Origin of the sequence: Streptococcus sp. SI1 (assembly GCF_030439945.1) — a bacterium.
GTDB lineage: Bacteria > Bacillota > Bacilli > Lactobacillales > Streptococcaceae > Streptococcus > Streptococcus intermedius.
Genome location: NZ_JAQFJE010000002.1, coordinates 281,567 through 306,922 on the forward strand (window position 1 = coordinate 281,567; position 25,356 = coordinate 306,922).

Sequence of the window (25,356 nt, forward strand, 5' to 3'; positions counted from 1 at the left end):
TGTCGTTAAATATATTCTAACATAAAAATAAAAAAGTTAGGAACAAGGCCCAACTTTACAAGGGATATTTAAAATAAATGATTTGCTAACTATTCACAAGCAACCCCATCTCCGTCTCTATCCAATTTACTACTATAACCAGGCTGTCCACGATAAATAGGAGTTACACCGGCTCTTCGGGCAGCTTCACAATTTGGATATATTTCCGGATTCACTATATTTCCTGAATTAGAAGACGATCGATGAGAAATTGGAGCCCCTAACCCAACAGCATACCAACTAATGCCTTCATAACGCCAACCAACGTGAGTTAAATGCACTTTTTCTACTTCAGATAATGTGTAATGATGACTACCTGCTCTAGCATTTGGATTATAAAGTCTATACAATGGATACTGACCAGAGGATTTCCAAGCCACTCCTTCATATCTCCAGCCAGACTTAATAAGGAAATCTCTTTCATTAGCATTCAAAGTATAATGATGATCGCCAGCATTAGGGTTGTACATTCTATATACATCCTGTCCTTTTAAGGAAGCAATCCAGCCTCTCCCCTCATAACGCCAGCCAACTCTTGAAAGCATTTCTTTTTCATTCCAATTCGCTGTATAAAAATGTTCGCCACTATTTGGATTATACAAACGGTACATTTCGAAACCCTCATTATCAGCCTTTGCCTTTTCAATTCCCAACAACATTATTAATGTTAAGAAAACAAAACTGCTTAGTGCTTTTTTCATTTAAAATCATTCCTATCTTTAACTATTAAATTTTAAAACCATAATATTGAAGTACTGTTAATACGACAGACATCATTATAAAGACCAAGGCAATAAATAAAATAAAGGTATCTCTTTTTTCCTCTTCTTCTGAAGAGAGTGTCGGATATACTGGTACAAATAGTTTAATACTATTAAATGTTAAACCTAAAAGTAAAATAACCCCAGTAAAATATCTACCTTGAACACCTTGAATAGCAATTTCATTAACTTTTCCCCACATTAAATAAGCTGTCATTAAAATGCCAAACGTAACTCCAATACCGACTAAAAAAGTTCCATATTTACTAATTTTAGGCAAAGGATTATATTGAGGTATCATAAATATGACACAACTGATAAATATTAAATAGAACCATAGTAAATTTCCTAAACCATAGGTTAACCAACCAAATGTAAATAGGGAGGGAATTTTATTTGGAATTAAATTCACCCACTCTTGCACAATCATTCTTGTAAATTCACTCATATGCTCTAATGTGTATTTAATCTTTTCAACTGGATTTACATTAGAAGTTACCTGATTCATATTAATATTACTAGATAAACGTAACCAAAAGAAACTTAAAATTCCTACTAACAAGATTAATCCAATAATAAATATATAAGCATACTTATCTGGTAATTTCTTTTTTGGTATAAATAATAACAGTCCTACCAATAATACATAAGGCAATTTCATGGTAGCCATTATTAAACACAATATTGCAAATAAAAGGATATTTGATAAGGAAACCTTATCTTTTTGAATATACTCACAAAATAAAGCAATAATTAGAAAGAGAAGCCCATTCACCATGCCATCTGTGCTAAAAGAAGATGCTAAATATACACTCATTGGCAACATCCCTAGACTTGCGAACAATAATTCTTTCCCCTTAGCTTTTTTTATAGCCACCTTAATTAAAAATGCATAAACAAGAAGATTACATAAACGACCTAAAATAATTGAGGATAGAACACTCAATCCTAAAGTCTTAGAAATTATCAAACCCAATACTTGAGGTAGATAAGGGATAAACGATGAAGCATTCGTTGCTAAAAATTTAGGATAACGTGCAGTCTTTGAAGAAGTTTTAACCTTATCTAAATCTGAATGTATCAATGGTTTTTTAAATACTTTTTCAGCTTCTATGACATCCTTAGAAACTCTAAACTCTGAAGCTTTTTGGGGTAGGTAGAGATGTGCCTCTGATATATATAAAGCTCTTGAATAATGGGCTGTTTCATCGGGGGCATCTAAAACAGGAGTTAAAATAACAAAAAGACTTCCTGAAAAAAGAATGCTCAAAAATACCTTATTATATAATTTTCCAGGTAAACAAATAGTTATACTAAAAACTAAGCCGGTTATAAGCAATAAAGTTCTTGGAACGGTAGTCGTTGAGCCACCTAAATAGAAATAAGTAAGTAATAACAACACCCATAATCCAACTAAATATTTCCATCGTTTTGTTATATTCAATGCAAAAGAATAAAACCAGTCTTTTGCATTGAATATAAATGACCAATTAATAGACTTCTCCATCACAATGACTTATTTCTCCAATCTTCTTTTGTTTTTATATAGAGTATTAGTTTTTCCTAACTAGCAATAACAATCGAAACCATTCATTCTTCAACACTTTTAAAAACAGTGGGACAATGTAGGCTAATTTAGAGTGAATGTTCACTTTTTGTACACCTTGTTTTATATATTTATTCTTCTCCCAGTTTTTTCCAAAATACTTTTCCATAAAGAGAATAATATCTTTGAAATCTTGCTTTTTCACTGCCGGATATTTTAATAATCTGTAGGTATGACCAATGCATAGATGCTCCAAGGCTAAATATTGCAATTCTTTTTTATATTTATCAAAATCATCACCAAATAAAGTAAATAAATATTTCAACGCATCATAGATATCAAAAATATTTGACTTGCTTGAATTCATGATTGAGCCTGGAGTATTAATGACATAATTAATTAGTGGTTTTTTTATATATGCAATATCAGTTGATTTTGACGTTAAGTATGGCATTACTGCCAAATCTTCATATAATTTTCCTTTCGGAAACTGTATCCCATTATACAAGCTTGTTTTACAAATTTTAGACCAAGCAGCATGCTTTACGACCATGTAATCCTCTTTTTTTCTATATTTCTCAGAGTAAGGATGAACTTTTAAAACATTGATAAATTTTCCTTGAAAATCTACTAAATTAATATCAAAAAATATTATATCCGCCCCTTGTTCTTTAACCTTTAAAAATTCTGTAATAAATGATTCTTCCCAAAAATCATCTGAATCGAGTGAAACAGTATACAAACTATCTTCAATGTGAGCAAGACCAAAATTACGAACATCTGCAAGTCCTCCATTTTCCTTTGAAAACAATTCGATAAATGGATATTTTGCAGCATACTCCTTAATAATTTCTTCCGAACAATCAGTACTCCCATCATTGACACAAATAACGCGTAAAGAGCAATCTTTTAAATTATCTTGATGAACAATACTATCTAAGCATCTTCTTAAATATTTTTCTGTATTATAAACAGGAATAATGACAGTTAAATCATACTTCATTCTTTTTTCCTTTTCTTCTCCCAACTACCATATAAATAGCAAAAATACCAGCTAAATAAGCAATCATAACAATCAAAAAACTGAGTGCTGCACCTAACATATGATAACGATAAATAAATGGTTCTGTTATGAATTTAGTGATAACTAATAAAACAATATATAAGCCTACTAATAAGTGTTGTTTTCGAATAATGGTTAGAATATTTTCAAAAATAATGGCTAAAGCATATAAAACTCCTGCAAAGATTAAAATTGTAAAAGGAAGGGTGTATTGTGATAATGTAATTCCAAATACCAAACTAAGAATTGGAGTACCTATGAAATAAGCCACTATCGTAACAGTTACCCCCCCTATAAGTAAATAGAATAAAAGTCTTTTCACAATTAGAGAAAATTCCTTATATTTTTCTCGATTCCACAAAATAGCCATTTGGGTTATTAAGGGTCTCACCATTAAAATAATGAGACTCATAAAAAAAACAGGCATAAAAAGAATATTAAAATCACGTTGCATCCCTGTCGACAAAACTTCTTGATTTAACCCTTTTTCAATAATGATTTTAGGTTCATTAAAAATATACAATAAAATAAAACCATTTACAAATAATGGCCAACAAGCCAAAAAAATATCTTTTATATCTTTTTTGTAATTACAAGAGAAGATCTCTCTCCAATGAATCGTTTCAAAATACTTAAGAAAACTAATTTCATAAAAAACAATAACCAAACCATTCCAAAAAACGAGAGAAAATAAACCTACAATCACAGATTTGGATGCCAAAAGGCTAAGAAATAAAATAATTACACTAGTGGAATAGCGGTAAAACATTGTTTTTCCAGCAATATCCATACGCTCTCTTTGCTGAAATAAACCTTGAAACAAATCAGATACTGCATCCCACATACGATAAAGAACCATTAAAAATGTCAAGAAAATCGTTTCAAAAGAATAATGACCTTCACTTACAATATATAAATAAGGGTATAACGTGATTAACATTACTAGAATTGTTACCATCCTAGTTTGAAAATATCCTATAAAAGAATACTTTTGATTCACATCCGTCCCTTGATAATTTCTTACTTGAAACAATCCAATAACAATCCAAAGAGTACCAATAGAGTTAGCCAAACTAAACTGATCAGCTACTTTCGCAGAAGTTAATCTTGTTACAATCAGTAGATAAAGAACTGAAACTCCTGACGCTGCTAAATTTCCTAATAAGTTCCAAAAATAAATCTCTTTAGCAGAAGGATTAGTTTTTATTTTCATCTTTATCCCTCAATGCTATTGTTTGGACTAAGTTTTTAAATTTCGTATCTAGTTTTGATAATTTAAGAGTAAGTTGAAATTGATTGATGAGCAATAAAAAAATGACAAATAAAAAGATAAAATTGACTGCTGATACAATTCCTAATGCACTTGCAATTGCTTCTGCTAAACTCGGAAAAATACTAAATACCAATAAAATTAAAGAGAAGAATACCCAAAAAATAGCATCATTGATTTGAACTTGTGATTTGCGAATACTACGTAAAATAAAGACACAAGTCATAATGGAGACAAAAATTAATACAATCTGAAACCAAATAGTCATTTAATGTTTACCCTCTCTTTCTGAAATTTTGAATAATCAAGATAGACACAAACATATGCGTCATATATTGAATAGAACGAGAAAGCGTCAAATAACTTTCACCAGCTTGTCGTTCTTCCATTTGAACTTGAGCTTCTGCTACTTTTACACCATGACGAATTAGGTATGAAACTGTATCGGGTTCTGGTCTATAATTGATATTGAGTGCAAATTCTTTGATAAGTCCTTCAGAAAACATCCGCATACCAGAAGTAGGATCGTTGATTGTTTTTCCTGTAGTTAATTTAATAGCTGCACTAATGAGAATATTTCCCATCATCCGCAGAGACGTTTCTCGCTTTTTCGTCACAAAACGAGATCCGATAACCACTTCATAACCTTCGTCCATTTTTTCTTCCAAACCTGAGATGTATTCAGGCAAATGTTGACCATCCGCATCAAACTGTACTGCTTTTTTATACCCTTGCTCATGAGCGTATCTAAGTCCTGTCTGAAAAGCTCCTGCCAAACCTAAATTAACTGGTAAATCAACAATATTATAACCATTATTATGGCAAATAGCTGATGTTTTATCCTTTGATCCATCGTTGATAATCACATAATCATATTGCGAATAATTCGTGATAATATTTTTTACAACATTTTCAATAGTGCCTTCTTCATTGTAGGCAGGGATAATAATCAATAAATCCGAAGATTTCACTTAATCTCATTCTCCTTCAAAATTATATAACCATATTATACTACATCTACGCTCCATTTTCTACTATTTCCATAAAAGAAGCAAAAAATCCTCAATGGGATAGATTTAAATACTTTTATTTTATACCAATGATTCAGTATTGGAGAAAGAATGTTATAATCACTAAATTTTAGTTGAATATTTTAACACATTTTTCACAGCCTTATTTTATTTAACGATGATATTTACCAATGCACTTCACGTACTTGGAGGTATTTTCCTATGCTATGAAACGTTTAATGATTCTCATTTAGAGAATCATTAAACGTAAGGTTATTAAATTCTAATACAAAAGCCTAAAACTGTGAGTATTTAAGACGCTATAATTTCTGGAGACTATAGCAAAATAGATGAGGAAGCTAACCATAGATTATGTTTCAGTAGTTTCCGATTTATATATTCAGCAACCTCACTTGTCAAAGGCTGTCAAATGTCCAGTTTTTTCAGAATTTCAGCAATATCATCTTTCTTTGGATTCATTTTAGAGACTGGCTCACTTTGTATTATCTCTGTATCTTTATAAAACTTTTTATTCTTACTCTCTTTATCTAAAAAGCTATCATAATCCCCCGAAAGTTTGGCGTAGTTTAAAAATCTTTTTCTAGCTTGAGCAACAGTTAGCTGGTACAATTTCTCTGCTTCTTCTCTATTTACAATTTGAAGTGCTGAAAAACGCTCTTGCTTTAGCATGAATGAAATCATATTTTCAAACTTAGGTATAGAAAAAATGAAAAATGCTATCCAAGTATTTGAAATTTTAGGAGAGAATAATCTAAAAGCTCAATATACTGAACATTATTCTAAAAATGTGAAGAAAATTTAAATCCTTTCTTACAATGAGTTTTAAAACATACCAAAATCTTTGTAGTCTTATTGAAAATTAGTTAGAAATATCTCAAAAATTGATTGGTATTTATATCCCTATCACTCGTCTATAGAAATAAAGAACTTCAACTTACTCGAATCAATCAATATCACTTCAACTATTTTAACTTAAGCAGTTACTTTAATACATTCCCACTAAAAGTAAAAAGCCACTGTTTCCAGTGACTTGAAAAGTCTTTCGCTAAAGGGGTTTTCTAAGCTCTCACGAGCAGAGCAACACACTCAATGTGTGCTGACGGTATCTTCCTATACTATGAAACGAAATATGGACTGTCTGAATATCTGAGTTAAACTATTAAACGTAACTTATCCGGTTATTTACAGCTTCATCTATATATAGGACGGTATTAAAGATTTTCAAAAATTCCTTCTTGCTTATCTCTCCTGCCCATCTCCCATGATTAACCATATGACGATTCGGCCAGTTCAGTGTGAACTTATTAGTATTCTCAAAAAAGAGATAAAGCCACTTAAGCAATCCAGTATCTAATAACGATTTTTCGACGAATTTCTTACTTAAAATGCCTACTGTGGACCTTCCAACGGGAACATAATTATCTTTACTATAATTTTTCTCAGATACCCTGTTCATTACTCCGTCAATTATGATTGTAGCCATTGTATATGCCGCGTAATAATTCTCAGACTGATAACTCTGAATCATGGCCTGGATTAAGACTGCTGGAATGAACTGAGATTTTTCCAATTTAAATATAGTCTTCTCATCAGCTATATCATTCTCTAACATCTCAAACCAGAATTCTTCAACTTCCTCAAAATCCTCAGCTTCTACATCATAAGAAAAATTACTATCTTGAAAGTAGACAACCCAACCTTTTGTAGCTAAAATTTCAAGTTTAGATTTTATATCTGCAATTTCTTCTTCAGAATAATGGTCTGAAAGAGACTTTAGAACTTCTGAAATAGCTGATATATCATTAAAAATAGTAGTCTGATAGCTATTTAAAAAATCTCTCATCGCAATTGATAAGGAATTTAGACTATTAAAGCTATAACTTGCTGGGATTACCTTTTTTATATTAACAAGTTCTTTGGCCATGGAGCTAGCTGCTTCTGTAATATTCATATTTAACGGAGTATTTATTATCTTGGTAAATTCCCTTATCGGTTCCATTATCTTGGCGATTTGTTCAGCATTCATACTTGCATACAACTTCGCAAACTTAGTCCTAGTAGCCGCTACACTCCCTATAGTTTCCTTTGGTAATTCTATCTTTTCATCATCCAAAATTATATCTCACCTCCAACTATTCTTCCTTAGCAGATTGCCCTCCTAGCTTCTTATCTGCATTTTTCTTTGAGTTCACTAGTACATCATATAATTCAAATTCTATCTCGATAAAATAGATAAACGCATCCGCAATTTCTAAAAGGAGAGGGTTAACCTCTTCTCTGATTGGAAGACCAACAGAATAATGAGGGATATCTTCTTTATTACCCCACCAACTCTTATGAACTGCTATATCTGAAAAATGAACATAACCCGATGCTTTCACATAAACATCATCAATCTCAGGACAATAAACTGATATTCTTTTCCTGAGATTATAATCCGTCATCTTATTTCCTTCATCATCATATAGTTTTCGGACAGGTGTACCTTTTAAAACCTTCTTTATAAATTCTGACCTATCTGCAGCTATAAAAGCCGCAAAAACTCTCATCAAATTATCTAATTGTATCCTGACTAAGATACCTGCACAAGTAATATTCCTAGTTTCTAAAAGGTTTGATATTCCATCTAAAATATCCACTGTTCGTCCAATGGCTGAAGAAAAAAACAAATCTTCTTCAAATAAATGTTCTCCTATTACTCCAGCAGCTAAAGTTATAGCTTCTTTTCTTAGGACCTTGAATCTATCTATTCGCTTACTGAGTTCTTCAAAATAGTCCTCATTCAACATTTTTAAATTGATTGATTCATTAGACTGTGATAGTTCATCATTACTGCTCATGCCGTACTAGATCTCCATTTTATTGTTAGTTCTATTTTACCGTATAAAAACAAAAAAGGCCACAGCTAGAGTGCTACTCTCTTAGCTATGGCCTTATAAATTAACTTCCGTTCCTTCTAAAAATTTGATAGAGATGCTGCCGTCTTCACCAAGAGTAATCTTCTCAAGTACCTGGCACATCTTTCTTCCATTAAAATCTTTCTGATCACTGCCCAGCAACTCCTCCAATTGAGTCGCATAGTATTTCTCCAGCTTTTGTTCTTCGCTAAAGTTAGCCCACTTTTCTTCTAGCTTTCCCTTATTTTCTCGAAGAACCTCTATGGCTCTGAGGAAAGCCTGCTGCAGGGTTTCTTCATCAATATGGCGATTAGTGCACCCCTGGATTCCTTTTACCTTGTACCGGTTATTGCACTGCCAGACAGGACGTTTCCCTCTGCTCGTCGTCCAGTTCTTTCTGCCAAATAGACCACTGCATTCTTTACAGAATACTTTGCAGGTGAATGGGTTTTGTTCGCACTGGATAATGTAAAAATTGATGTAATTGTCATGCCGAAACTGGTTTCTCCGTTCTATCTCAAGCTGAACCAACTCCCATTCTTCTTTATCAATAATAGCTTCATGGTTGCCTTCGATATAGTATTGATTGACTTGTCCCTGATTCTCACTGCGCTTTTTGGTCAGAAAATCCACCGTATAAGTCTTTTGCAAGAGAGCATCTCCCATGTACTTCTCATTCTGAAGCATCCTTTGAACCGTAGTGGGATACCAATTGGCTTTCCCATTCCAACCACTTCACCTTGAATGATTACTTTGATACATTCCCACTAAAGCCAAAAAGCCACTGTTTCCAGTGACTTGAAAAGCCTTTCGCTAAAAGGTTTCTAAACTTTCACGAGCAGAGCTACACACTCGACATGGTGCGTTTGCGGAAATAGATCCACCGGCTGTACTTTCTTCAGTTCATAACCCAGCTCTTGATAGAGCTTGATATCACGCGCCATGGTTGCTGGGTTGCAGGATATGTAGATAATTTTCTTTGGTTCCATACTAACACTGGATTCGATGAAGCTTTCTGTCAAGCCTTTTCGTGGTGGGTCAACCAGAATAACGTCTGGCTTGATGCCTTGCTTACTCCAGTTAGCCATAGCATTTTCCGCTGAATCACAAACATAATGGGTATTAGTAATGCCGTTGATTTCCGCATTCTTTTGGCTATTTTCGACAGCTTCTGGAATCACTTCTACACCATAGACCTGCTTGACCTGCTTAGCAACTGACAGACCGATAGTCCCGATGCCTGAGTAAGCGTCAAGCACCACATCATCTGCTGCCATCTCGGAAAAGTCAATGGCTGTCTGATAAAGTTTTTCTGCCATCTCGGTATTAACTTGGTAAAAGGCTGGCGCAGCAATCTGGAAGTCATTATTCAGCATGCGGTCTGTAATATAGTCTCGACCGTGAAGCGTTCGCCAGTCTTTTCCAAAAATAGTATTGGTATTCTGATCGTTGATATTCTGCATGATGGACTCGATAGCTGGAAAGGCCTCTACCAAACGCTCAATCAGTTGCTCCACTCGGAAGATCTTGGGCCTGGTTGTTACCAAAATCACCATGATTTCACCAGAATAATGGCCACGGCGAACAACTAGATTGCGAATGAGACCAGTCTTTTCCCTCTCATCATAAGGTTTGAGATCAAAACGACGGAGCAAGTCGCGTGTAAAGAGGATAACTTGGTCAATAACTGGATCCTGAATATAGAAATCTTCAATCGGCAGGAGGTCATGGGAATTTTTTCGGAAAAATCCTGTTTCCAGTTGTCCATTGACACGACGAACAGGTATCTGAGCCTTATTGCGGTAGCCCAGCGGCTGCTCCATACCAAGTGTCGGCGACACCTCAACATTGGACAAACCAGCAATCTTATAAAGACTGTCTTTGACTTGCTTACGTTTGAAGGCCAGCTGGGATGGATAGCTCAGATGTCCCAAGTCCGCAATTCCCGCACGCAGATAAGCCATATCAAGATTCTCATTACGCTGGTCTGAAGCGCGAAGAAACTCCTCTACTTTACCAAAGCCGATTTTTTTATTGACCTTGAGAACCCGCATAAGGATTTTTTCACTTGGTAAGGCATTTTCTACAAAGAAAACCAACCCTTCTGCCTTAGCTATTCCTGCACCATCATGACTCAAATCTACAATTTCAACTTCTATCACATCATTCTTTTTTAACATATTTTCTCTTTCTATCTGCTCTGCCATTTCCCAAAAAAAGAAAGCGACAGAATTATCACTTTCTATTATATCATTATCTGAGTCCAAGTTTTGCTAATTTAGTCTTATAAGCTTCAAAATCAACAAGCAATCCTTGACCACCATACATATCATAAGCGTCTATCCAATCACCATTTTTAGGAATAGTCATCTTTTCAACACCATTACGAGCATTGGTAAGAGAAGATAAGCCATGTGTTAGTAAAAAGCTATAAGGAATATTTGTCGAAGTTAACGCAAAGACTTTTCCAAGTGCTTCAGATCCTGTAAACAGTTTCGTTGGGTCTTTTATTTGCTGAATAATCGCACTCATCACCTCTTGCTGACGACGTGTACGTCCAAAATCTCCCTCATCATCCTTACGGAAACGCGCATAATTCAAAAGAGTACGCCCGTCCATTCTTTGTTTACCAACTTTAATCGTCTGCTCTGGAACCACACCATTTTTTATATTGAGATCATCCGGCACCTGAACTTCACTCACTTTTTCACCATTGATAGTTGAGAAATTCGCATTCATTTCAACACCATTTGGAAAAAGTGTATCAATCGCTGTTGCAAAGGTCGAAAAATCAACCAAAGCATAATATTTAATATCAATGTCAAAGTTATCTTTCAACACCTGGCGTACTAATTCAGCACCTTGATTATGATTTTGCTCCCCAATAGCATAAGCAACGTTTAACTTTTGATCGTAACCTGCCCCTTTGCTAACTCCATCAATGTGAACAAGCGTATCCCTCATGAAACTGACGAGTTTCATTTTTTTATTTTTTCCACCTACATTTAAGACCATGATAGAGTCTGTACGTGTTTCAGAAGAAGATTGACCAATTCGCCCATCTGTTCCCAAAATAAGAATATTCACACCATCTTTTGTGTCCTTGCCGTGAAAGACTTCCGTTTGAGCGGCCTTTGCGTTTGGATTACTTTTAGAGGTATTTAGCCCCTTTATAAACATAAAAAGCATCCCCCCGACAATTAGAATCAAACAGGCAGCCAACCAACCTAAAATCCGCTTCACACGTAATTTTCTATGTTGCTTTTCCTTTTTAGGCTTAGGTACATCTTCTACAACATTTTTAACTGCATTAGTTGGTATGCGCTCTGACTTAGCTCGTTTATCACGACGATTTCTTTCTGGGTATCGAGGCAGGCCTTGTTCAGTATAACCAAAATTCTCAGGAACCTGTTGGTCAGAAAAGTTACTTCTCACTGCTCGAGCTGGCTCTATTGTTTGGTTTCCTTCTTGCTTGCTAAGAAGATATTGATATTCTTTTTTCTCGCGTTCATTTAAATAATGGATATTTTTGTAAAGATAGTCCAGTCTCAACTGCTCATGGTGGCTGAGATTATCAGATTTTTTACCCATAATTTCTCCAATCTACTTTTCTGAAATGGTATAAACAGTATAATTTCCTAAAATTTTATAAGTAATACCAATTGTTTCTAACTCTTTTATCGCAAATGACACCAAATTCGCTTTTTCATTATTGATATCCACAATGAAAAAATATTCTCCCAAAGCTGTCTTCAATGGACGGCTTTCAATCTTTGTCAAACCAATTCCCCGCCATGCAAAAGTTGCAAGGGCTTTGTATAAAGCACCAGGTAGATTATCTGGCAAAGTTAAAGCAAGCGTCATTTTCTTTTCCTTCGGATACAATGGCAAATCCGAGATTGACTGTCCAAGCAACCAAAAACGAGTGAAATTCTCATCCATTTCTTGAATATCTTCTGCAATAATCTGCAGACTATATTCACTGGCTGCAGTTTTAGGAGCAATAGCTGCATAATTTTCTTCAGGATGTTGAGCCACAAAACGGGCTGCATAAGCTGTGCTAGCTGTTATTTCGATTTTAGCTTGTGGATAATGCTGACGGATATATTTTTTGCCTTGCGCAATTGCCTGCGGATGAGAAAAGATTTTTTCTACTGGCTTCTCAGTTGCTGTAGCCAATAGCTGTTGTTGTATCGGTTGTACAACTTCCGCCACAGCATAAATGGCAGCCTGATGAAAAAGATAATCCAATGTTTCATGGACACTGCCTTCAATTGAATTTTCAACCGGCACCACAGAATAATCTACTTCACCTATTTCATAAGCCTTTACAACATCTGTGATATTTTCAAAAGCAACTAAAGTATCTGCTGGAAAGGCTTCTTGTGCCACATGATGAGAAAAAGACCCTTTCGGACCTAAAAATCCAATTTTCATTGCAACACCTCCACAATTTGTTTTGGTGTCAAAGTAGTCACATCAATAACTTTTGTAGCTACTTCTTCATACCAAGCCTGACGTTGATTAAAAAGACTTTTTAAATCAGCTTTGCTATTATTCAAATAAAGCGGGCGCTGGTGTTTCTGATCTTCTTCAAGGCGCTGGTAAAGTGTCTCAAAATCCGTTTTCAAATAAATGTTTTCAGGATTTTGTTTTAATAACTTGCGATTTTGAATACTGCTTACGATTCCGCCACCGGTTGAGATGACTTGTTCTGACTGCAGCAATTCTTTTAATAATTCACTTTCTCTTTGTCGAAAAGCTTCTTCACCATACCGCTCAAAATATTCTTTAATCGGCATCTCTAGTTTTTCTGACAAAGACTCATCCATATCAATAAAATTCTCATCTAACAAGCTAGCAATTGTTGATTTTCCAGCCCCCATGAAACCAATCAAAATTTTAGGCATGAAGTAAATCCTCCAAATCATGAAAGAAATTCGGATAACTCGTATTGATAGCTTCGGCTCGTTCCAGTTCTACTTGATCATCGTTTACCAAAAGAGCTGCAATAGCTGCCATCATACCAATTCGATGATCGCCAAATGTATTCACTTTAGCACCATGAAGAGGGCTTTCCCCTTTGATGATCATGCCATCCTCTGTCGGAGTAATATCGGCTCCCATGCTATTTAGTGTATCTGCCACAACTTGAATACGGTCTGTTTCTTTTACTTTTAGTTCCTCTGCATCACGAATGACCGTTTGCCCCTTAGCTTGAGTAGCTAAAAGTGCAATGATAGGCAATTCATCAATCAAGCGTGGGATAATTTCTCCACTAATTTCTGTGCCAACTAATTCAGATGTTTCCACCGTCATAGTTGCAGACTTAGCAATATTGTCTACATCCGCCACACTTAACTTCCCACCCATTGCTTGAATGACATCCAAAATGCCAGTCCGCGTTTCATTGATTCCAACATTTTTCAAAATAACCTTAGAATTTGGAACAATAAGTCCTGCCACCAACCAGAAAGCTGCACTAGAAATATCTCCTGGTATTACAACATTCTGGCCTATAAACTCTTGTCCACCCTGAATACGAATTTCCTTATCATTGATAAAAATCTGACCACCAAACTGCTCAATCATATCTTCTGTATGGTTGCGGGTCATCTCTTTTTCGAGAATGACGGATTCACCTTGCGCTTGCAAAGCAGCAAATATCAAAGCAGACTTAACCTGAGCAGAAGCTACAGGTAATGTATAATGAATTGGTTGTAAGGTCTTATTTCCATAAATCGTAAGCGGCGGCAGGTCACGATTGGTTTGCCCAGCGATTTGGACTCCCATTTGACGGAGAGGAATTGTTACACGATCCATAGGACGTTTCGATAAGCTATCATCGCCAACCATTGTTGCTGCAAAATCCTGTCCAGCCAGTACGCCCGAAATCAAGCGAATGGAAGTACCAGAATTTCCCATGTTCAGTGTATTTGTAGGAGCTTTAAGGCCAGCAAAACCCACTCCGTGAATCGTTACTACATCGCCATCATCGTCAATCCGAACACCTAAATCGCGAAAGACTTGCATGGTAGATAGAACATCTTCCCCTCGCAAAATATCATGAATCGTTGTGACTCCTTTAGCTAAACTACCAAATATAATTGAGCGATGACTAATAGACTTATCCCCTGGCACATGAATGCACCCTGCTAACCCATTTGCCTTTGTTCGTAATTGCATAGAAAACCTCATACCTGATCCTTTTTACATATTGTACCATAAAAAAAGGAGGGAAACAAAAGTGAGTGGGAGATGACTTCATTTCTTCAGATTCTACTTGCCCTCAACCTCTTAAGACGATAAAGTTTCTAAAAATTTTCGCTCGATGAATGGTGCAGAACGAGCTAAGTTTCATTCTCTTCTTCTGTTAAGCTAAGTTGAACTTGTTCCAGAATTCCCTCACATCCTACAATGGCTGGATACCTCAAATAGGTGTCTCATGGTTGATAATATATTGAAAATTTGTCCAGTAGATATAATTCATTATACTCAGAAATCATTAAAAAACAAGCATTTTCCAAAAAGATGCAGAAAATTCACATATTTCTGGAAGAGACTTGTTTTACAAGGTTTATTTGCCCTGACCAAAAAAGCTGATTCAAATTTTGAATCAGCCAACCTGTGTATATTGTTTATTTTAGCAATTCTTGAACTGGATCAAAAATGATACGTTCAATGTCCGCCAAGTAAATAGATAATTGCTGTTGTTTGTTGAAAAATTCAGTCAGAGCAGGATTTACTTGAATTTTTTCCCCAAAGGATTTCATATTATCTTGTACTTCTTGCGTGGGCATTTGACCTGATTGTGCCATCGCTTGCAATTCTTGTTGAAAAGCTAGATAATCCTTTAAAAGGGCTTTCGCTTCACTATCAGCATCTACTGCTTTTTTACTTTCGACAACAGCTTTGTACTCAGGAAGGTCACGCAGAGTACGGCTAAGTTCATTTGCTAAATCATAAATATTTGACATAGTCTTCCTCCTTAATCTAAAAAGACTGGATAATGTGTCTTTTCTCTTATTATTTTAGCAGATTTTTCCAAATCTTCACGATTTTTAAAGGTGATTTGGAGAATTCCGTTAATGTCTTCACGATTTTCTTCGTTGATGTGAATGTTAATAATGGACGTTCCTCTTAGAAGTTCTAGGATACCTAAAATAGCGTCTTCTTCATCAGGAACATTGATGAAAATGTCATAAAAGCTATCCACACCAGCTCGTTTATGAATTTCCATAGCTTTTCGGACCTGCCGCCCATGTTGAAAAAATTTCCAAATTAGATCTTCATTTTTATTCTGAATAGCACTTGAAATGATATCTAATCGCTTCTTAAAATCCTCTATTCTCTCTAAAATAGCATCTGGATTGGTCAACAAAATCGAAGTCCACATGCTTGGCTCACTCTCTGCAATCCGTGTCATATCACGAAAGCCTCCAGCAGCGAAATGTTGTGTCATTTCGTGCTGTTGAGTATATGCAGCTGCTTGATCCATAAGACTCGAAGCTAGAATATGCGGAAAATGACTAATTTGGCTAGTTACATCATCATGCTCTTTGGCATCAATCTCGATAAACCGAGCATGCAGACCCGATAAGAGATCTTTCATTTCCTCTATCGTGCCATCTTTCGTCAAATGAGACGGAGTAAAAATATAATAGGCATTTTCAAACAGATTCACATCTGCTGCACGAGCACCCGTTTTATGACTACCTGCCATAGGATGCGCACCTACAAATCGAATATCTTTCTCCCTTAGAGCTTCTTCAGCAGCAGTTACAATTTCAGCTTTAGTAGAGCCAGCATCTGAGACAATGACAGCTTTTTTTAAATCTAGTATTGCCAATTGCTGAATAAACTCAATCGTTTGCTTGATAGGAATAGCAAGAATAATCACATCTGCCAAAGGAGCAAATTCAGCAAACTGGTTGGTCACTTTATCCACTAAGCCTTTTTCAAGGGCGATCTTTCTTGACTCTTCTCCACGATTATAGCCTAATATGATATAGTTTGGATGATCACGCCGAATTCCAAGTGCGATTGATGATCCAATCAAACCAAGACCTGCAATGTAAATAACTTTCTTTTCCATGCTCACTCCTTTACTTTGGTTCAATGATAAACCCTAGAATAATCGACACCAAAATAATAATCATAACAATTGCTGTGAACATCATGTACATTTTATCTTTTGTTTTGAAAAAAATGATAAATGTCGAAATCACTCGAAAAATCGGTGTCAAAATAAGCATAAAAGATCCTAGTAACATAAACGTTACTGCATCAAAAATGGAATGGCTCTTCACGTAGTCAACTGGATTAAACTGTTCTAAATTTCCTAAAGAAATCACCTGCTGCCCACTAAAAAAGTAAAAAATCAGACCAAGAAACATAAAAATAAGGGATAATAAAATTCCTACGCGAAGAATTTTCCCCATTACCAAATCCAGCTGTTCTTTTTCTTCTCGCATCTTATCTGTCATTTCACACCTCGTATAAACATTTGCATACCAAGAGCTAACAAAGCAACAAGAAAAATCCATCGCAAAACTTTTACAGGCACATATGGCATGATGCGGCTTCCGATAAAAGAGCCGACTAGAACACCTAAGGCGATTGGTGTCACTAATACCGGATTGATTTGTCCTACAAAAAGATAAAAGATGGCTGAAGCAGTTCCTGTAACTCCCATCATAAAATTAGCGGTTGCTGAACTAGCTTTTAAAGGCATTTTCATCACCGTATCCATAGCCAAGACTTTAAAGGCGCCTGCACCAATGCCTAAGAGAGCCGACATAACGCCTGCAAAAAACATAACAATGGAACCACCTGGAACATTAGCTACTTGGTATTTAATCGTCCGATTTAAGCCTTTATCAAAATATTCCCCACTGAGATTCAGCTTTTCAGCAATAACATCATTTTGACTAGGTAAATGCTCTTCTTTTTTAGAACGAATTTTCTGGTACATATTAAATGCTTGAAAGAGCATAAGAGCTCCATAAAGGAAAAAAAGAAACTGTGAATCTGTTATCACTGATAACACCGCACCCACAAAGGCGCCTAAAGTTGTAAAAATTTCTAAAAACATAGCAATCCGTAGATTGAGCATATCATCTTTAAGATAAGCAATAGCAGAGCCTGAACTAGTTGCTAAAACTGAAATAATAGAGGCTCCCACTGCATACTTAATGTCTACTCCAAATAAGAGAGTGAGTACAGGCGTGATAACAATTCCGCCCCCAAGTCCTAATAAAGCCCCCAAAATCCCCGCAAATAGTCCTACGAGTAACATGGTACAAATATAAATAAGCATTAAAAACCTTTCACATAATCACGGTATTGTTGAACTGCTTCTTTTAATTCGTCTAGGTTATCCGAAGAAAATTTCTCCAAGATCTCCGTTGCAAGTACTGTTGCAACAACAGCTTCCATTACTACACCAGCAGCTGGCAAAGCAGTCGGATCACTCCGTTCTACTGTTGCCTTGTAAGGTTCGTGTGTTTCAATATCAACACTCATAAGTGGTTTATAGAGAGTCGGTATCGGCTTCATCACTCCGCGTACTATGATAGGCTCTCCATTAGTCATACCACCCTCAAAACCACCAAGATTATTGGTACGACGAGTAAAGCCATCCTCTTTAGACCAGAGTATTTCATCCATAACCTGACTTCCCTTAAGCCGCCCTGCTTCAAAACCAACCCCAAATTCCACACCTTTAAATGCATTAATAGAAACTACCCCTTGAGCAATTTTAGCATCTAATTTCCTATCCCACTGAACATAAGACCCTAGTCCAACTGGCACACCACCGACAATGGTTTCAACAATTCCACCAATGGTATCGCCATCTTTCTTTATCTGATCAATATAGCTCTTGATTTCCTCTTCCCGTTCTGGATTGACAATCAAAACTTCTGATTGACAAGCTCGTTTCTTGATTTCAGCAACAGTCAAATTTTCCGGAATTTCAACATCAATACCACCAAAACTTACGATATGACTGGCTACTTCAACTCCAATTTCTTCTAACAGTCGCTTGGCAACAGCTCCTACTGCAACCCGCATGGTCGTTTCACGTGCAGAAGATCGCTCCAAAGAATTGCGCAAGTCATCAAAACGGTACTTCATACCTCCAACCAGGTCTGCATGACCCGGGCGAGGCCTAGTTATCTTACGCAGTTCTTTTTTTTGGTCATCCACATCTGCCACCTTCATAATGTCCAACCATTTTTGATGATCCAGATTTATCACATTGAGTGTAATCGGACCGCCCATGGTTCGCCCGTGACGAACACCAGAAGTAATTTCCACTTTATCGCTCTCTATCTTCATGCGAGCTCCACGACCGTATCCACCCTGACGGCGTTTGAGTTCTAAATTGATGTAATCTGTCGTAAGAGGAAGTCCAGCTGGTACTCCCTCAATGATAGCTGTTAAACGCGATCCATGTGACTCCCCAGCAGTTAAATATCTCATTTAGTTACCTCATATTTTATATACACTAAGCTCTTATTTTTCTAAATAAACCTTCATTTCTTCTAAAGGAATCTGATAAATGGTTGCCGTGCCCAATTTTGGAACAAGAACCAATTTAATCATCTTTCCTCTAGCTTTCTTATCATGAAGTAAAGCTTGATAGAGTTCTTCCTGACACCAAGGTTGGTAATCAGTCGGGAGACCAAACTTACAACACATCTTCTCAATCTCTGTGGTTATTCCCTTAGGCATTAGCTTTTCTTTTTCTGCCACACGTGCGACCTGGACCATTCCAATAGAAACAGCTTCTCCATGCATGACTTTTCCATAACCTGCAGTCGCTTCTACTGCATGACCAATAGTATGACCAAAATTTAGATAAAGACGCACTCCATTATCAAGTTCATCTTCTACTACTAATTTTCGTTTGACATTGCAAGAATGATAGATGATACTTTCTGCGTGCTCTAAAATAGACTCTGGATTACCGTCCATATCAGACAGTTCCTTCCACAACTCTACATCTTCAATCAAACCATACTTGATAACTTCTCCCATACCTTCAATCAGCTCCCGTTGTCCCAAAGTTTTTAAAACATCTGGATCAATCAGAACTCCATCTGGCTGAGTAAAAGTTCCCACCATATTCTTTGCCCACGGTGTATTGACACCCGTTTTCCCACCGATTGAAGAATCTACTTGAGCAGTCAAACTAGTCGGTATCTGTACAAAATGAACACCCCGCATATAAGTTGAAGCCACAAAACCAGCTAAATCACCAACCACGCCACCTCCTAAGGCTACAATACCATCGCTACGGGTCAATCCAACTTTTGCTAAAAATTCATAAACGTTAGTAACTGTTGTTAAATTTTTACTGGCTTCACCTTCCAAAAAATTAAACACAAATACTTCAAAACCTGCAAGCTCTAAACTACGTTTGACTGTTTCGACATATAAACTTGCCACATGATTATCGGTGATGACAACAAGCTTTTGAGCTGACCACAAACTTGCCAGCCATTCTCCAGCCTTTGCTAAAATCCCCTTTTCAATGACAATATCGTAAGGATGATTGGGGAGGTTCACATTTAATTTCATAGGCAACTCCTTAATTGTACTCCTGTTCCAATGCCTGCCAAATTTCCTTAGTTGGCATATCTTTTCCTGTCCACAAGTTAAATGCTTCTGCTGCTTGATACAGTAGCATACCTAAACCATTAACGACTTGCACATTTTGTTTTTTTGCCCATTTTAAAAATGGTGTTTCAAATGGCTGATAAATCACATCCGCCACAAGGAGGTTTTTTGATAAACGAATAGTGTCGGGGACTGGTGATGTCTTTTCATCCATCCCTAGACTGGTCCCATTGACCAACAAAGCGGAAACATTAAGCTTTTCTTGCAATAATTCTCTCTGTTCTAATGGTAACACTGAAATTTTCGTGCTAGCTGCCTGCTGAATTTGCTTCATTTGCTGTGAAACACGCTCAAAAGAGGTTTTTCTCGTAAACACAAAAATCTCATCAGCACCTTCTAAAACAGCCTGCACAATAATAGCTGTTGCAGCTCCACCAGCCCCAAGTATAAGCATTTTTTTGCCTTTGATGACAAAAGATGGCAAGCTCATAAAAAATCCCTTACCATCTGTATTATAACCAATTAATTTCCCGTTTTGATTTACAACAGTATTCACTGCCCCTATCATCTGTGCAGCCGGCGTGAGCTCATCTAAAAAAGGAATCACAGCCTGTTTATAAGGCATAGACAAATTGATTCCAAACATATCGTAGCGACGAATATTTTCAACAGTTGCTTTCAAGTCATCTTTTGAAATCTCCCAAGCTAGATAAACTCCATTAACACCCGCTTGCTCAAACGCTGCATTATGAATAAAAGGAGAAATACTATGTTTGATTGGATTGGCAACAACTGCCGCTAAACGAGTATAGCCGTCAATTTTCATTCAAAATCTCCTGAATTTGTTTCATATTAGCAAGAGAGATTTGCCCTGGAGCGCTAGACTCATCCAAACTAGCAAAAGACCAACTTGAACCTGTCAAATCCGATGTAATTCGTGAAATTTTTCCAATTTGTCCCATGGAAATGGTCACAAAATTTTGATCCGGATTGAGTGTTTTAAAACCACGCGTATAGTTCATCAAATCCAGTACATCTTGCTCACTATGCGCCATAACAGAAACTTTTACTACTTTTGGAGTCAAACTGGTCAATTCGGATAAAATTTCCATCATATTTTCAGGTGTTTCTTCAAAATTGTGATAACTCAAAACAAGATTTGGAAAATCCAACATTTCCTCAAATCTATCTTTATGAGAAAAATATTCAAAGTCAATATAATCGGGTTGATATATTGTTGAAACTTCCTTAATGATAGAAATATATTCATCATCCGTCAATTCAATCTTTCCACCCTCCCCAATTGTTCTCAGAGTGAAAATCAATTCACGACCAGCAAATTTTTCAAAAATAGCAGGCGCAACAGTCAGAATATCATCTTTTGCTAAAAAATCAGCGCGCCATTCAATAATATCCGCGTCATTATAGCGCAAGCTATCAATATTTTGCGCTTCTTCTAAATTTTTAGGCATCACTGATACGACTAATTTCATTTGTCCACCTTAATGGTAAATACCTTGAGGTAATTACTTCTTTCATCTTTCTTATTATAAGTAAAATCTGCCGGCAAACCGTATTCTTTCAGATAACGGTGCTTGCTTCCTGCAAAACCTTTTTCAATTTCTTTTTTAAACTTACTACGTGAAATATTCGCAGCATTCGTACTAGCAATAATCATTCCGTGAGGATTTAAAATTTCTAAAGACTGAGCAATCAACTTATGATAGTCCTTAGCCACTGAAAAAGTTTGTTTTTTATTTCTTGCAAAGCTCGGCGGATCTAACACAATCACATCATAGGTCAGACCATGTCGCTTTGCATATTTAAAGTAGTCAAACACATCCATCACAAAAAATGTATGATAACTCAGATCCAAACCATTCTCTTTAAAATGTGCTTCAGATAGCTCACGACTCCGTTTTGCTAAATCAACAGAGGTCGTCTGACTTGCTCCTCCCATAGCTGCTGCAACCGAAAAAGCTGCTGTATAGGAAAACATATTTAACAGAGATTTCCCAGCTGCGAGACCACCTACCAAACTTCCTCGCACTTCATGCTGATCGAGAAAAATGCCTGTCATCAAGCCATCGTTTAGAAAGACTTGATACCGAACACCATTTTCCAAAATTGCGAAAAATGTTGGCGCTTCTTGCCCATACACATGAGCGGATTCAACATTCAACCCTTTGAAACGAATTTTCTCATATGCTCCTGCAACTTCTGGGAAAACGTGTTGAAACGCTTTAACAATGGTCTCTTTCATTTCGTAAACAAAGAGATTATACCAAGAAAAGACAGCATAGTCTTGATACAAATCTATTGTAAAACCACCAAATCCATCTCCTTCTTGATTAAAAAGACGGTAAGCTGTCGTTTCTTCAGATTGTTGATAAACTTGTCGCTTTTTTTTCGCATGCTGGAACAACTGACAGAAAAACGGAATATCAAAAGTTATTTTTTTATGTGAGATAAACCATCCAATTCCCTTATTTTGTTCTGATAAATATGCGATGCCTACAAATTGCCCTTTCGTATTAATTAGTTCTACGGCTTGATGATGAAAAGTCAGAGATGGGAAATCTTGTTTTTCTATAACAAATTGTCCTTTTTTAATTTTTTCTTCAGCACAAGAAGGAATCGTAAGCTTTTTCATAAGCCCTATTATATCAAATATTATGAATTTTCTCAAAAAAATGTATTACTTATTACAAAATGATTTCAAATAAAATTAGAATGCGTAAAGATTCTACTTATTTTCAGTTTACAAAAATTTCACTCTGTTTTTTATCTGATAAAAGAGAATGCGACATTTTAAATTACCTACTTAAATCGAAAATATGTTATACTTAATAGTGAAAATTTTAGGAAATAAGATAAGGAAGTACAATTTGTGAAAAATATGACTAGGAATATACTCAATTTTATGAGTACAAGACTAGGTTTTATCTTGACCTTACTGACTCTTTATTGGCTTAAAACCATGTGGGCCTATTCTGTTGATTTTAATCTGGATATTCAAGGCGCTTATCAAGTCTTTCTCTCTATAATCAATCCTCTTCCATTAGGATTATTACTGATTGGGCTAGCACTTTATATTAAGAGAACCAAGGTTTTTTACATTCTCGCAGTTACGCTTTACATTTTATTATTTGTTTGGCTCATTTCAAATTCAATCTATTATCGCGAGTTTAGTGATTTTGTCACTGTTAATACCATGTTGGCTTCAAGTAGCGTTTCTGCTGGTCTAGGAGAAGCTGCTCTTGAGTTATTTAGACCTGGAGATTTGATTTACATCATTGATTTTCCAATCTTAGGTTTTCTTTTCTATAAGAAATGGATTAGTTTGGATGATCGGTCGTTCAATAAACGAGCTAGCTTTGCTATTACTGCTCTGTCTAGTATGCTTTTTTCAGCCAACCTCTTTTTGGCTGAAATTGACCGTCCAGAATTATTGACACGTGGATTCTCCAATTATTATGTTGTCCGCGCCTTAGGGCTACCTGCCTTTCTTGGGTATAGTGCCAATCAAACATATAGTGCCAATAAAGAACGCTCCAAAGCAAGTGCTGAAGATTTGAAACCAGTTGAAAAATATGTTAAATCACACTATGCTGAACCAAATAAAGAATATTATGGGATTGCTAAAGGTAGAAATGTCATCTACCTTCACTTAGAAAGTTTCCAACAATTCCTAATTGATTATAAATTGAAGTCTGGAGGTAAAGAATACGAAGTAACTCCTTTCCTCAACTCACTCTATCATTCAAACTCAACCTTAGCTTTCTCCAATATCTTTAATCAGGTCAAAGCTGGGAAGACATCTGATGCTGAAACTATGTTAGAAACTGGATTATTTGGACTCAATCAAGGTTCTTACATGGTAAACTATGGCGGCACAAATACACAGCAAGCTGCCCCATACATCCTCTCAAAAAATGGATACAATTCTAGTGCTGTTTTCCACGGGAATGCTGGTAGTTTCTGGAATCGAAACACCACCTACAAGCAATGGGGATATAACAATTTCTTTGATGCATCTTATTTCTCCAAACAAAATAAGTCAAACTCTTTCCAATATGGTCTAAATGATAAGATTATGTTCAAAGATTCTATTAAATATCTTGAACGTTTACAGCAACCTTTCTATGCAAAATATATCACCGTTTCTAATCACTATCCTTACACTACTAGTTTGACTGGTGATGAAACTGGTTTCCCACTGGCTACGACGAAAGATGAAACTATTAATGGTTATTTCGCTACTGCTAATTATCTTGATTCTGCTGTTAAATCATTCTTTGATTATTTAAAGGCGTCTGGACTTTATGAAAATTCAATTATCGTACTGTATGGCGACCATTATGGTATTTCAAATTCTCGCAATCCATCACTTGCACCTCTGCTTGGCAAAAACTCTGAAACTTGGTCTAGTTATGATAACGCTATGCTCCAAAGAGTTCCTTATATGGTTGTTATTCCAGGAATGACAAAAGGGAAAATTGTCAATACTTACGGTGGACAGATTGATCTCTTGCCTACTCTAGAACATTTGCTTGGTATTGACTCCAAACAGTTTTTACAAGTCGGACAAGATTTGTTATCACCAAAACATCAGCAAACTGTTGCCTTTCGTTCATCAAACTATTTTGTAACTCCTAAGTATACAAGTTATAGCGGACGCACTTACTATACTGAAACAGGACAAGAAATTACCAATCCTGATGAAACAACCAAAGCAGAACTTGAAAAAATTCGCAATACAGCCAATGAGCAGTTAAAAATGAGCGACCTGATTCAAACAGGAGACTTACTTCGATTCTACAAAGGAAATAATTTAGGAAAAGTGAACCCTAAAGACTATTCTTACACCAATTCACTCAAATCATTATTAGCTAGTGAGAAGAAAAAGGGTGCTGAATCTACAAGTCTTTATAGCAAACGAAATGGTAATTCAACCGTTGATTTGTTCAATTCACCAAGTTATCGTGCTCTTCATCCAGAACAGTTTGAATCAACAAGTAGTGGTTCTTCATCAACAGAAGAATCCAGCTCCTCATCTAAATAATTAAAAATCCCATACAAGAAATTTAATGGTTTGTATGGGATTTTATAATGGAATGAAAC

At 36.0% G+C, this 25,356-nt stretch carries 24 protein-coding genes and 3 pseudogenes; 2 read left to right on the forward strand and 25 right to left on the reverse strand.

Features of this window, described 5'->3' with window-relative positions; genetic code table 11:
• Positions 1-89: 89 nt before the first annotated feature.
• The 7 genes from PCY10_RS03575 to PCY10_RS03605 all read right to left on the reverse strand — a co-directional run bounded on the left by PCY10_RS03575 (position 90) and on the right by PCY10_RS03605 (position 6,379).
• Positions 90-650, reverse strand: coding sequence for an excalibur calcium-binding domain-containing protein (locus PCY10_RS03575; protein WP_301558846.1), 561 nt, complete (start codon positions 648-650; stop codon positions 90-92).
• Positions 651-765: 115 nt separating this feature from the next.
• Positions 766-2,307, reverse strand: coding sequence for a DUF2142 domain-containing protein (locus PCY10_RS03580; protein WP_301558847.1), 1,542 nt, complete (start codon positions 2,305-2,307; stop codon positions 766-768).
• Between the two features lie 46 nt (positions 2,308-2,353).
• Positions 2,354-3,349 carry a glycosyltransferase family 2 protein gene (locus PCY10_RS03585; RefSeq protein ID WP_301558848.1) on the reverse strand — a complete coding sequence of 332 codons (996 nt, stop codon included), beginning with the start codon at positions 3,347-3,349 and terminating at the stop codon, positions 2,354-2,356.
• Positions 3,339-4,622, reverse strand: a complete 1,284-nt coding sequence (locus tag PCY10_RS03590; protein ID WP_301558849.1) for a lipopolysaccharide biosynthesis protein — start codon at positions 4,620-4,622, stop codon at positions 3,339-3,341. The genes PCY10_RS03585 and PCY10_RS03590 overlap by 11 nt, the downstream gene beginning before the upstream one ends.
• Positions 4,606-4,947 carry a DUF2304 domain-containing protein gene (locus tag PCY10_RS03595; RefSeq protein WP_003073017.1) on the reverse strand — a complete coding sequence of 114 codons (342 nt, stop codon included), beginning with the start codon at positions 4,945-4,947 and terminating at the stop codon, positions 4,606-4,608. Before PCY10_RS03595 ends, PCY10_RS03590 begins: the two co-directional genes overlap by 17 nt.
• Positions 4,948-4,954: 7 nt before the next feature.
• Positions 4,955-5,650, reverse strand: coding sequence for a glycosyltransferase family 2 protein (locus tag PCY10_RS03600; RefSeq protein ID WP_301558850.1), 696 nt, complete (start codon positions 5,648-5,650; stop codon positions 4,955-4,957).
• 465 nt (positions 5,651-6,115) lie between these two features.
• Positions 6,116-6,379 (reverse strand): hypothetical protein, encoded by a 264-nt coding sequence (locus PCY10_RS03605; RefSeq protein ID WP_301558851.1) that lies wholly within the window; start codon positions 6,377-6,379, stop codon positions 6,116-6,118.
• Positions 6,380-6,404: 25 nt separating this feature from the next.
• Between PCY10_RS03605 and PCY10_RS09675 the strand changes: the two are divergent.
• A pseudogene (locus PCY10_RS09675) lies at positions 6,405-6,512 on the forward strand (Rgg/GadR/MutR family transcriptional regulator); the annotation flags it as partial.
• Positions 6,513-6,869: 357 nt separating this feature from the next.
• Here the strand turns inward: PCY10_RS09675 and PCY10_RS03610 are convergent.
• From PCY10_RS03610 to PCY10_RS03695, 18 genes and pseudogenes are all read right to left on the reverse strand, one after another.
• On the reverse strand, positions 6,870-7,823 hold the full coding sequence (locus tag PCY10_RS03610) for a hypothetical protein (RefSeq protein ID WP_301558852.1): 954 nt from the start codon (positions 7,821-7,823) through the stop codon (positions 6,870-6,872).
• A 19-nt stretch (positions 7,824-7,842) separates the two neighbouring features.
• The gene (locus tag PCY10_RS03615; RefSeq protein WP_002904764.1) at positions 7,843-8,550 is read right to left on the reverse strand and encodes a hypothetical protein; all 708 of its coding nucleotides are present in this window, start codon (positions 8,548-8,550) and stop codon (positions 7,843-7,845) included.
• 93 nt (positions 8,551-8,643) lie between these two features.
• Positions 8,644-9,339, reverse strand: a pseudogene (locus PCY10_RS03620) (recombinase family protein); the annotation flags it as partial.
• A 92-nt stretch (positions 9,340-9,431) separates the two neighbouring features.
• Positions 9,432-10,787, reverse strand: a complete 1,356-nt coding sequence (gene rlmD, locus PCY10_RS03625) for a 23S rRNA (uracil(1939)-C(5))-methyltransferase RlmD (RefSeq protein ID WP_301558853.1) — start codon at positions 10,785-10,787, stop codon at positions 9,432-9,434.
• A 73-nt stretch (positions 10,788-10,860) separates the two neighbouring features.
• On the reverse strand, positions 10,861-12,198 hold the full coding sequence (locus PCY10_RS03630) for an LCP family protein (protein WP_004233893.1): 1,338 nt from the start codon (positions 12,196-12,198) through the stop codon (positions 10,861-10,863).
• A 12-nt stretch (positions 12,199-12,210) separates the two neighbouring features.
• A complete protein-coding gene (pheA, locus tag PCY10_RS03635) occupies positions 12,211-13,044 on the reverse strand; it encodes a prephenate dehydratase (protein ID WP_009568406.1) in 834 nt (277 codons plus the stop codon).
• Positions 13,041-13,517, reverse strand: coding sequence for a shikimate kinase (locus PCY10_RS03640; protein WP_003073063.1), 477 nt, complete (start codon positions 13,515-13,517; stop codon positions 13,041-13,043). The genes pheA and PCY10_RS03640 overlap by 4 nt, the downstream gene beginning before the upstream one ends.
• Complete coding sequence (aroA, locus tag PCY10_RS03645) at positions 13,510-14,793, reverse strand: 3-phosphoshikimate 1-carboxyvinyltransferase (protein ID WP_301558854.1); 1,284 nt, start codon at positions 14,791-14,793, stop codon at positions 13,510-13,512. Before aroA ends, PCY10_RS03640 begins: the two co-directional genes overlap by 8 nt.
• A gap of 111 nt (positions 14,794-14,904) precedes the next feature.
• Positions 14,905-15,071 (reverse strand): annotated as a pseudogene (locus PCY10_RS03650) (L-lactate dehydrogenase); the annotation flags it as partial.
• A 174-nt stretch (positions 15,072-15,245) separates the two neighbouring features.
• Positions 15,246-15,584: a YlbF/YmcA family competence regulator gene (locus tag PCY10_RS03655; RefSeq protein WP_301558855.1), complete on the reverse strand. Its 339-nt coding sequence runs from the start codon at positions 15,582-15,584 to the stop codon at positions 15,246-15,248.
• An 11-nt stretch (positions 15,585-15,595) separates the two neighbouring features.
• A complete protein-coding gene (locus tag PCY10_RS03660) occupies positions 15,596-16,702 on the reverse strand; it encodes a prephenate dehydrogenase (protein ID WP_301558856.1) in 1,107 nt (368 codons plus the stop codon).
• 10 nt (positions 16,703-16,712) lie between these two features.
• Complete coding sequence (locus tag PCY10_RS03665) at positions 16,713-17,093, reverse strand: DUF1634 domain-containing protein (RefSeq protein ID WP_003073073.1); 381 nt, start codon at positions 17,091-17,093, stop codon at positions 16,713-16,715.
• Positions 17,090-17,926, reverse strand: coding sequence for a sulfite exporter TauE/SafE family protein (locus tag PCY10_RS03670; protein WP_301558857.1), 837 nt, complete (start codon positions 17,924-17,926; stop codon positions 17,090-17,092). Before PCY10_RS03670 ends, PCY10_RS03665 begins: the two co-directional genes overlap by 4 nt.
• Positions 17,926-19,092, reverse strand: coding sequence for a chorismate synthase (gene aroC, locus PCY10_RS03675; protein ID WP_301558858.1), 1,167 nt, complete (start codon positions 19,090-19,092; stop codon positions 17,926-17,928). The genes PCY10_RS03670 and aroC overlap by 1 nt, the downstream gene beginning before the upstream one ends.
• 33 nt (positions 19,093-19,125) lie before the next feature.
• On the reverse strand, positions 19,126-20,193 hold the full coding sequence (gene aroB / locus PCY10_RS03680) for a 3-dehydroquinate synthase (RefSeq protein WP_301558859.1): 1,068 nt from the start codon (positions 20,191-20,193) through the stop codon (positions 19,126-19,128).
• 10 nt (positions 20,194-20,203) lie between these two features.
• Positions 20,204-21,058 carry a shikimate dehydrogenase gene (locus PCY10_RS03685; RefSeq protein ID WP_021002868.1) on the reverse strand — a complete coding sequence of 285 codons (855 nt, stop codon included), beginning with the start codon at positions 21,056-21,058 and terminating at the stop codon, positions 20,204-20,206.
• A complete protein-coding gene (aroD, locus tag PCY10_RS03690; protein ID WP_003073084.1) occupies positions 21,048-21,725 on the reverse strand; it encodes a type I 3-dehydroquinate dehydratase in 678 nt (225 codons plus the stop codon). The genes PCY10_RS03685 and aroD overlap by 11 nt, the downstream gene beginning before the upstream one ends.
• Positions 21,722-22,885: a class I SAM-dependent rRNA methyltransferase gene (locus tag PCY10_RS03695; protein ID WP_301558860.1), complete on the reverse strand. Its 1,164-nt coding sequence runs from the start codon at positions 22,883-22,885 to the stop codon at positions 21,722-21,724. The genes aroD and PCY10_RS03695 overlap by 4 nt, the downstream gene beginning before the upstream one ends.
• A gap of 237 nt (positions 22,886-23,122) precedes the next feature.
• On the opposite strand from PCY10_RS03695, the gene PCY10_RS03700 reads away from it, so the two are divergent.
• Positions 23,123-25,297, forward strand: a complete 2,175-nt coding sequence (locus PCY10_RS03700) for an LTA synthase family protein (RefSeq protein WP_301558861.1) — start codon at positions 23,123-23,125, stop codon at positions 25,295-25,297.
• Positions 25,298-25,356: the final 59 nt, after the last annotated feature.

What these genes read in the sequence shown, in the direction of transcription:
- PCY10_RS03575 (WP_301558846.1), bottom strand. Translation starts at nt 650, where the DNA reads ATGTACCGTTTGTATAATCCAAATAGTGGCGAACATTTTTATACAGCG.
- PCY10_RS03580 (WP_301558847.1), bottom strand. Translation starts at nt 2,307, where the DNA reads ATGGAGAAGTCTATTAATTGGTCATTTATATTCAATGCAAAAGACTGG.
- PCY10_RS03585 (WP_301558848.1), bottom strand. Translation starts at nt 3,349, where the DNA reads ATGAAGTATGATTTAACTGTCATTATTCCTGTTTATAATACAGAAAAA.
- PCY10_RS03590 (WP_301558849.1), bottom strand. Translation starts at nt 4,622, where the DNA reads ATGAAAATAAAAACTAATCCTTCTGCTAAAGAGATTTATTTTTGGAAC.
- PCY10_RS03595 (WP_003073017.1), bottom strand. Translation starts at nt 4,947, where the DNA reads ATGACTATTTGGTTTCAGATTGTATTAATTTTTGTCTCCATTATGACT.
- PCY10_RS03605 (WP_301558851.1), bottom strand. Translation starts at nt 6,379, where the DNA reads ATGCTAAAGCAAGAGCGTTTTTCAGCACTTCAAATTGTAAATAGAGAA.
- PCY10_RS03615 (WP_002904764.1), bottom strand. Translation starts at nt 8,550, where the DNA reads ATGAGCAGTAATGATGAACTATCACAGTCTAATGAATCAATCAATTTA.
- rlmD (WP_301558853.1), bottom strand. Translation starts at nt 10,787, where the DNA reads ATGTTAAAAAAGAATGATGTGATAGAAGTTGAAATTGTAGATTTGAGT.
- PCY10_RS03630 (WP_004233893.1), bottom strand. Translation starts at nt 12,198, where the DNA reads ATGGGTAAAAAATCTGATAATCTCAGCCACCATGAGCAGTTGAGACTG.
- pheA (WP_009568406.1), bottom strand. Translation starts at nt 13,044, where the DNA reads ATGAAAATTGGATTTTTAGGTCCGAAAGGGTCTTTTTCTCATCATGTG.
- PCY10_RS03640 (WP_003073063.1), bottom strand. Translation starts at nt 13,517, where the DNA reads ATGCCTAAAATTTTGATTGGTTTCATGGGGGCTGGAAAATCAACAATT.
- aroA (WP_301558854.1), bottom strand. Translation starts at nt 14,793, where the DNA reads ATGCAATTACGAACAAAGGCAAATGGGTTAGCAGGGTGCATTCATGTG.
- PCY10_RS03655 (WP_301558855.1), bottom strand. Translation starts at nt 15,584, where the DNA reads ATGTCAAATATTTATGATTTAGCAAATGAACTTAGCCGTACTCTGCGT.
- PCY10_RS03660 (WP_301558856.1), bottom strand. Translation starts at nt 16,702, where the DNA reads ATGGAAAAGAAAGTTATTTACATTGCAGGTCTTGGTTTGATTGGATCA.
- PCY10_RS03665 (WP_003073073.1), bottom strand. Translation starts at nt 17,093, where the DNA reads ATGACAGATAAGATGCGAGAAGAAAAAGAACAGCTGGATTTGGTAATG.
- PCY10_RS03670 (WP_301558857.1), bottom strand. Translation starts at nt 17,926, where the DNA reads ATGCTTATTTATATTTGTACCATGTTACTCGTAGGACTATTTGCGGGG.
- aroC (WP_301558858.1), bottom strand. Translation starts at nt 19,092, where the DNA reads ATGAGATATTTAACTGCTGGGGAGTCACATGGATCGCGTTTAACAGCT.
- aroB (WP_301558859.1), bottom strand. Translation starts at nt 20,193, where the DNA reads ATGAAATTAAATGTGAACCTCCCCAATCATCCTTACGATATTGTCATT.
- PCY10_RS03685 (WP_021002868.1), bottom strand. Translation starts at nt 21,058, where the DNA reads ATGAAAATTGACGGCTATACTCGTTTAGCGGCAGTTGTTGCCAATCCA.
- aroD (WP_003073084.1), bottom strand. Translation starts at nt 21,725, where the DNA reads ATGAAATTAGTCGTATCAGTGATGCCTAAAAATTTAGAAGAAGCGCAA.
- PCY10_RS03695 (WP_301558860.1), bottom strand. Translation starts at nt 22,885, where the DNA reads ATGAAAAAGCTTACGATTCCTTCTTGTGCTGAAGAAAAAATTAAAAAA.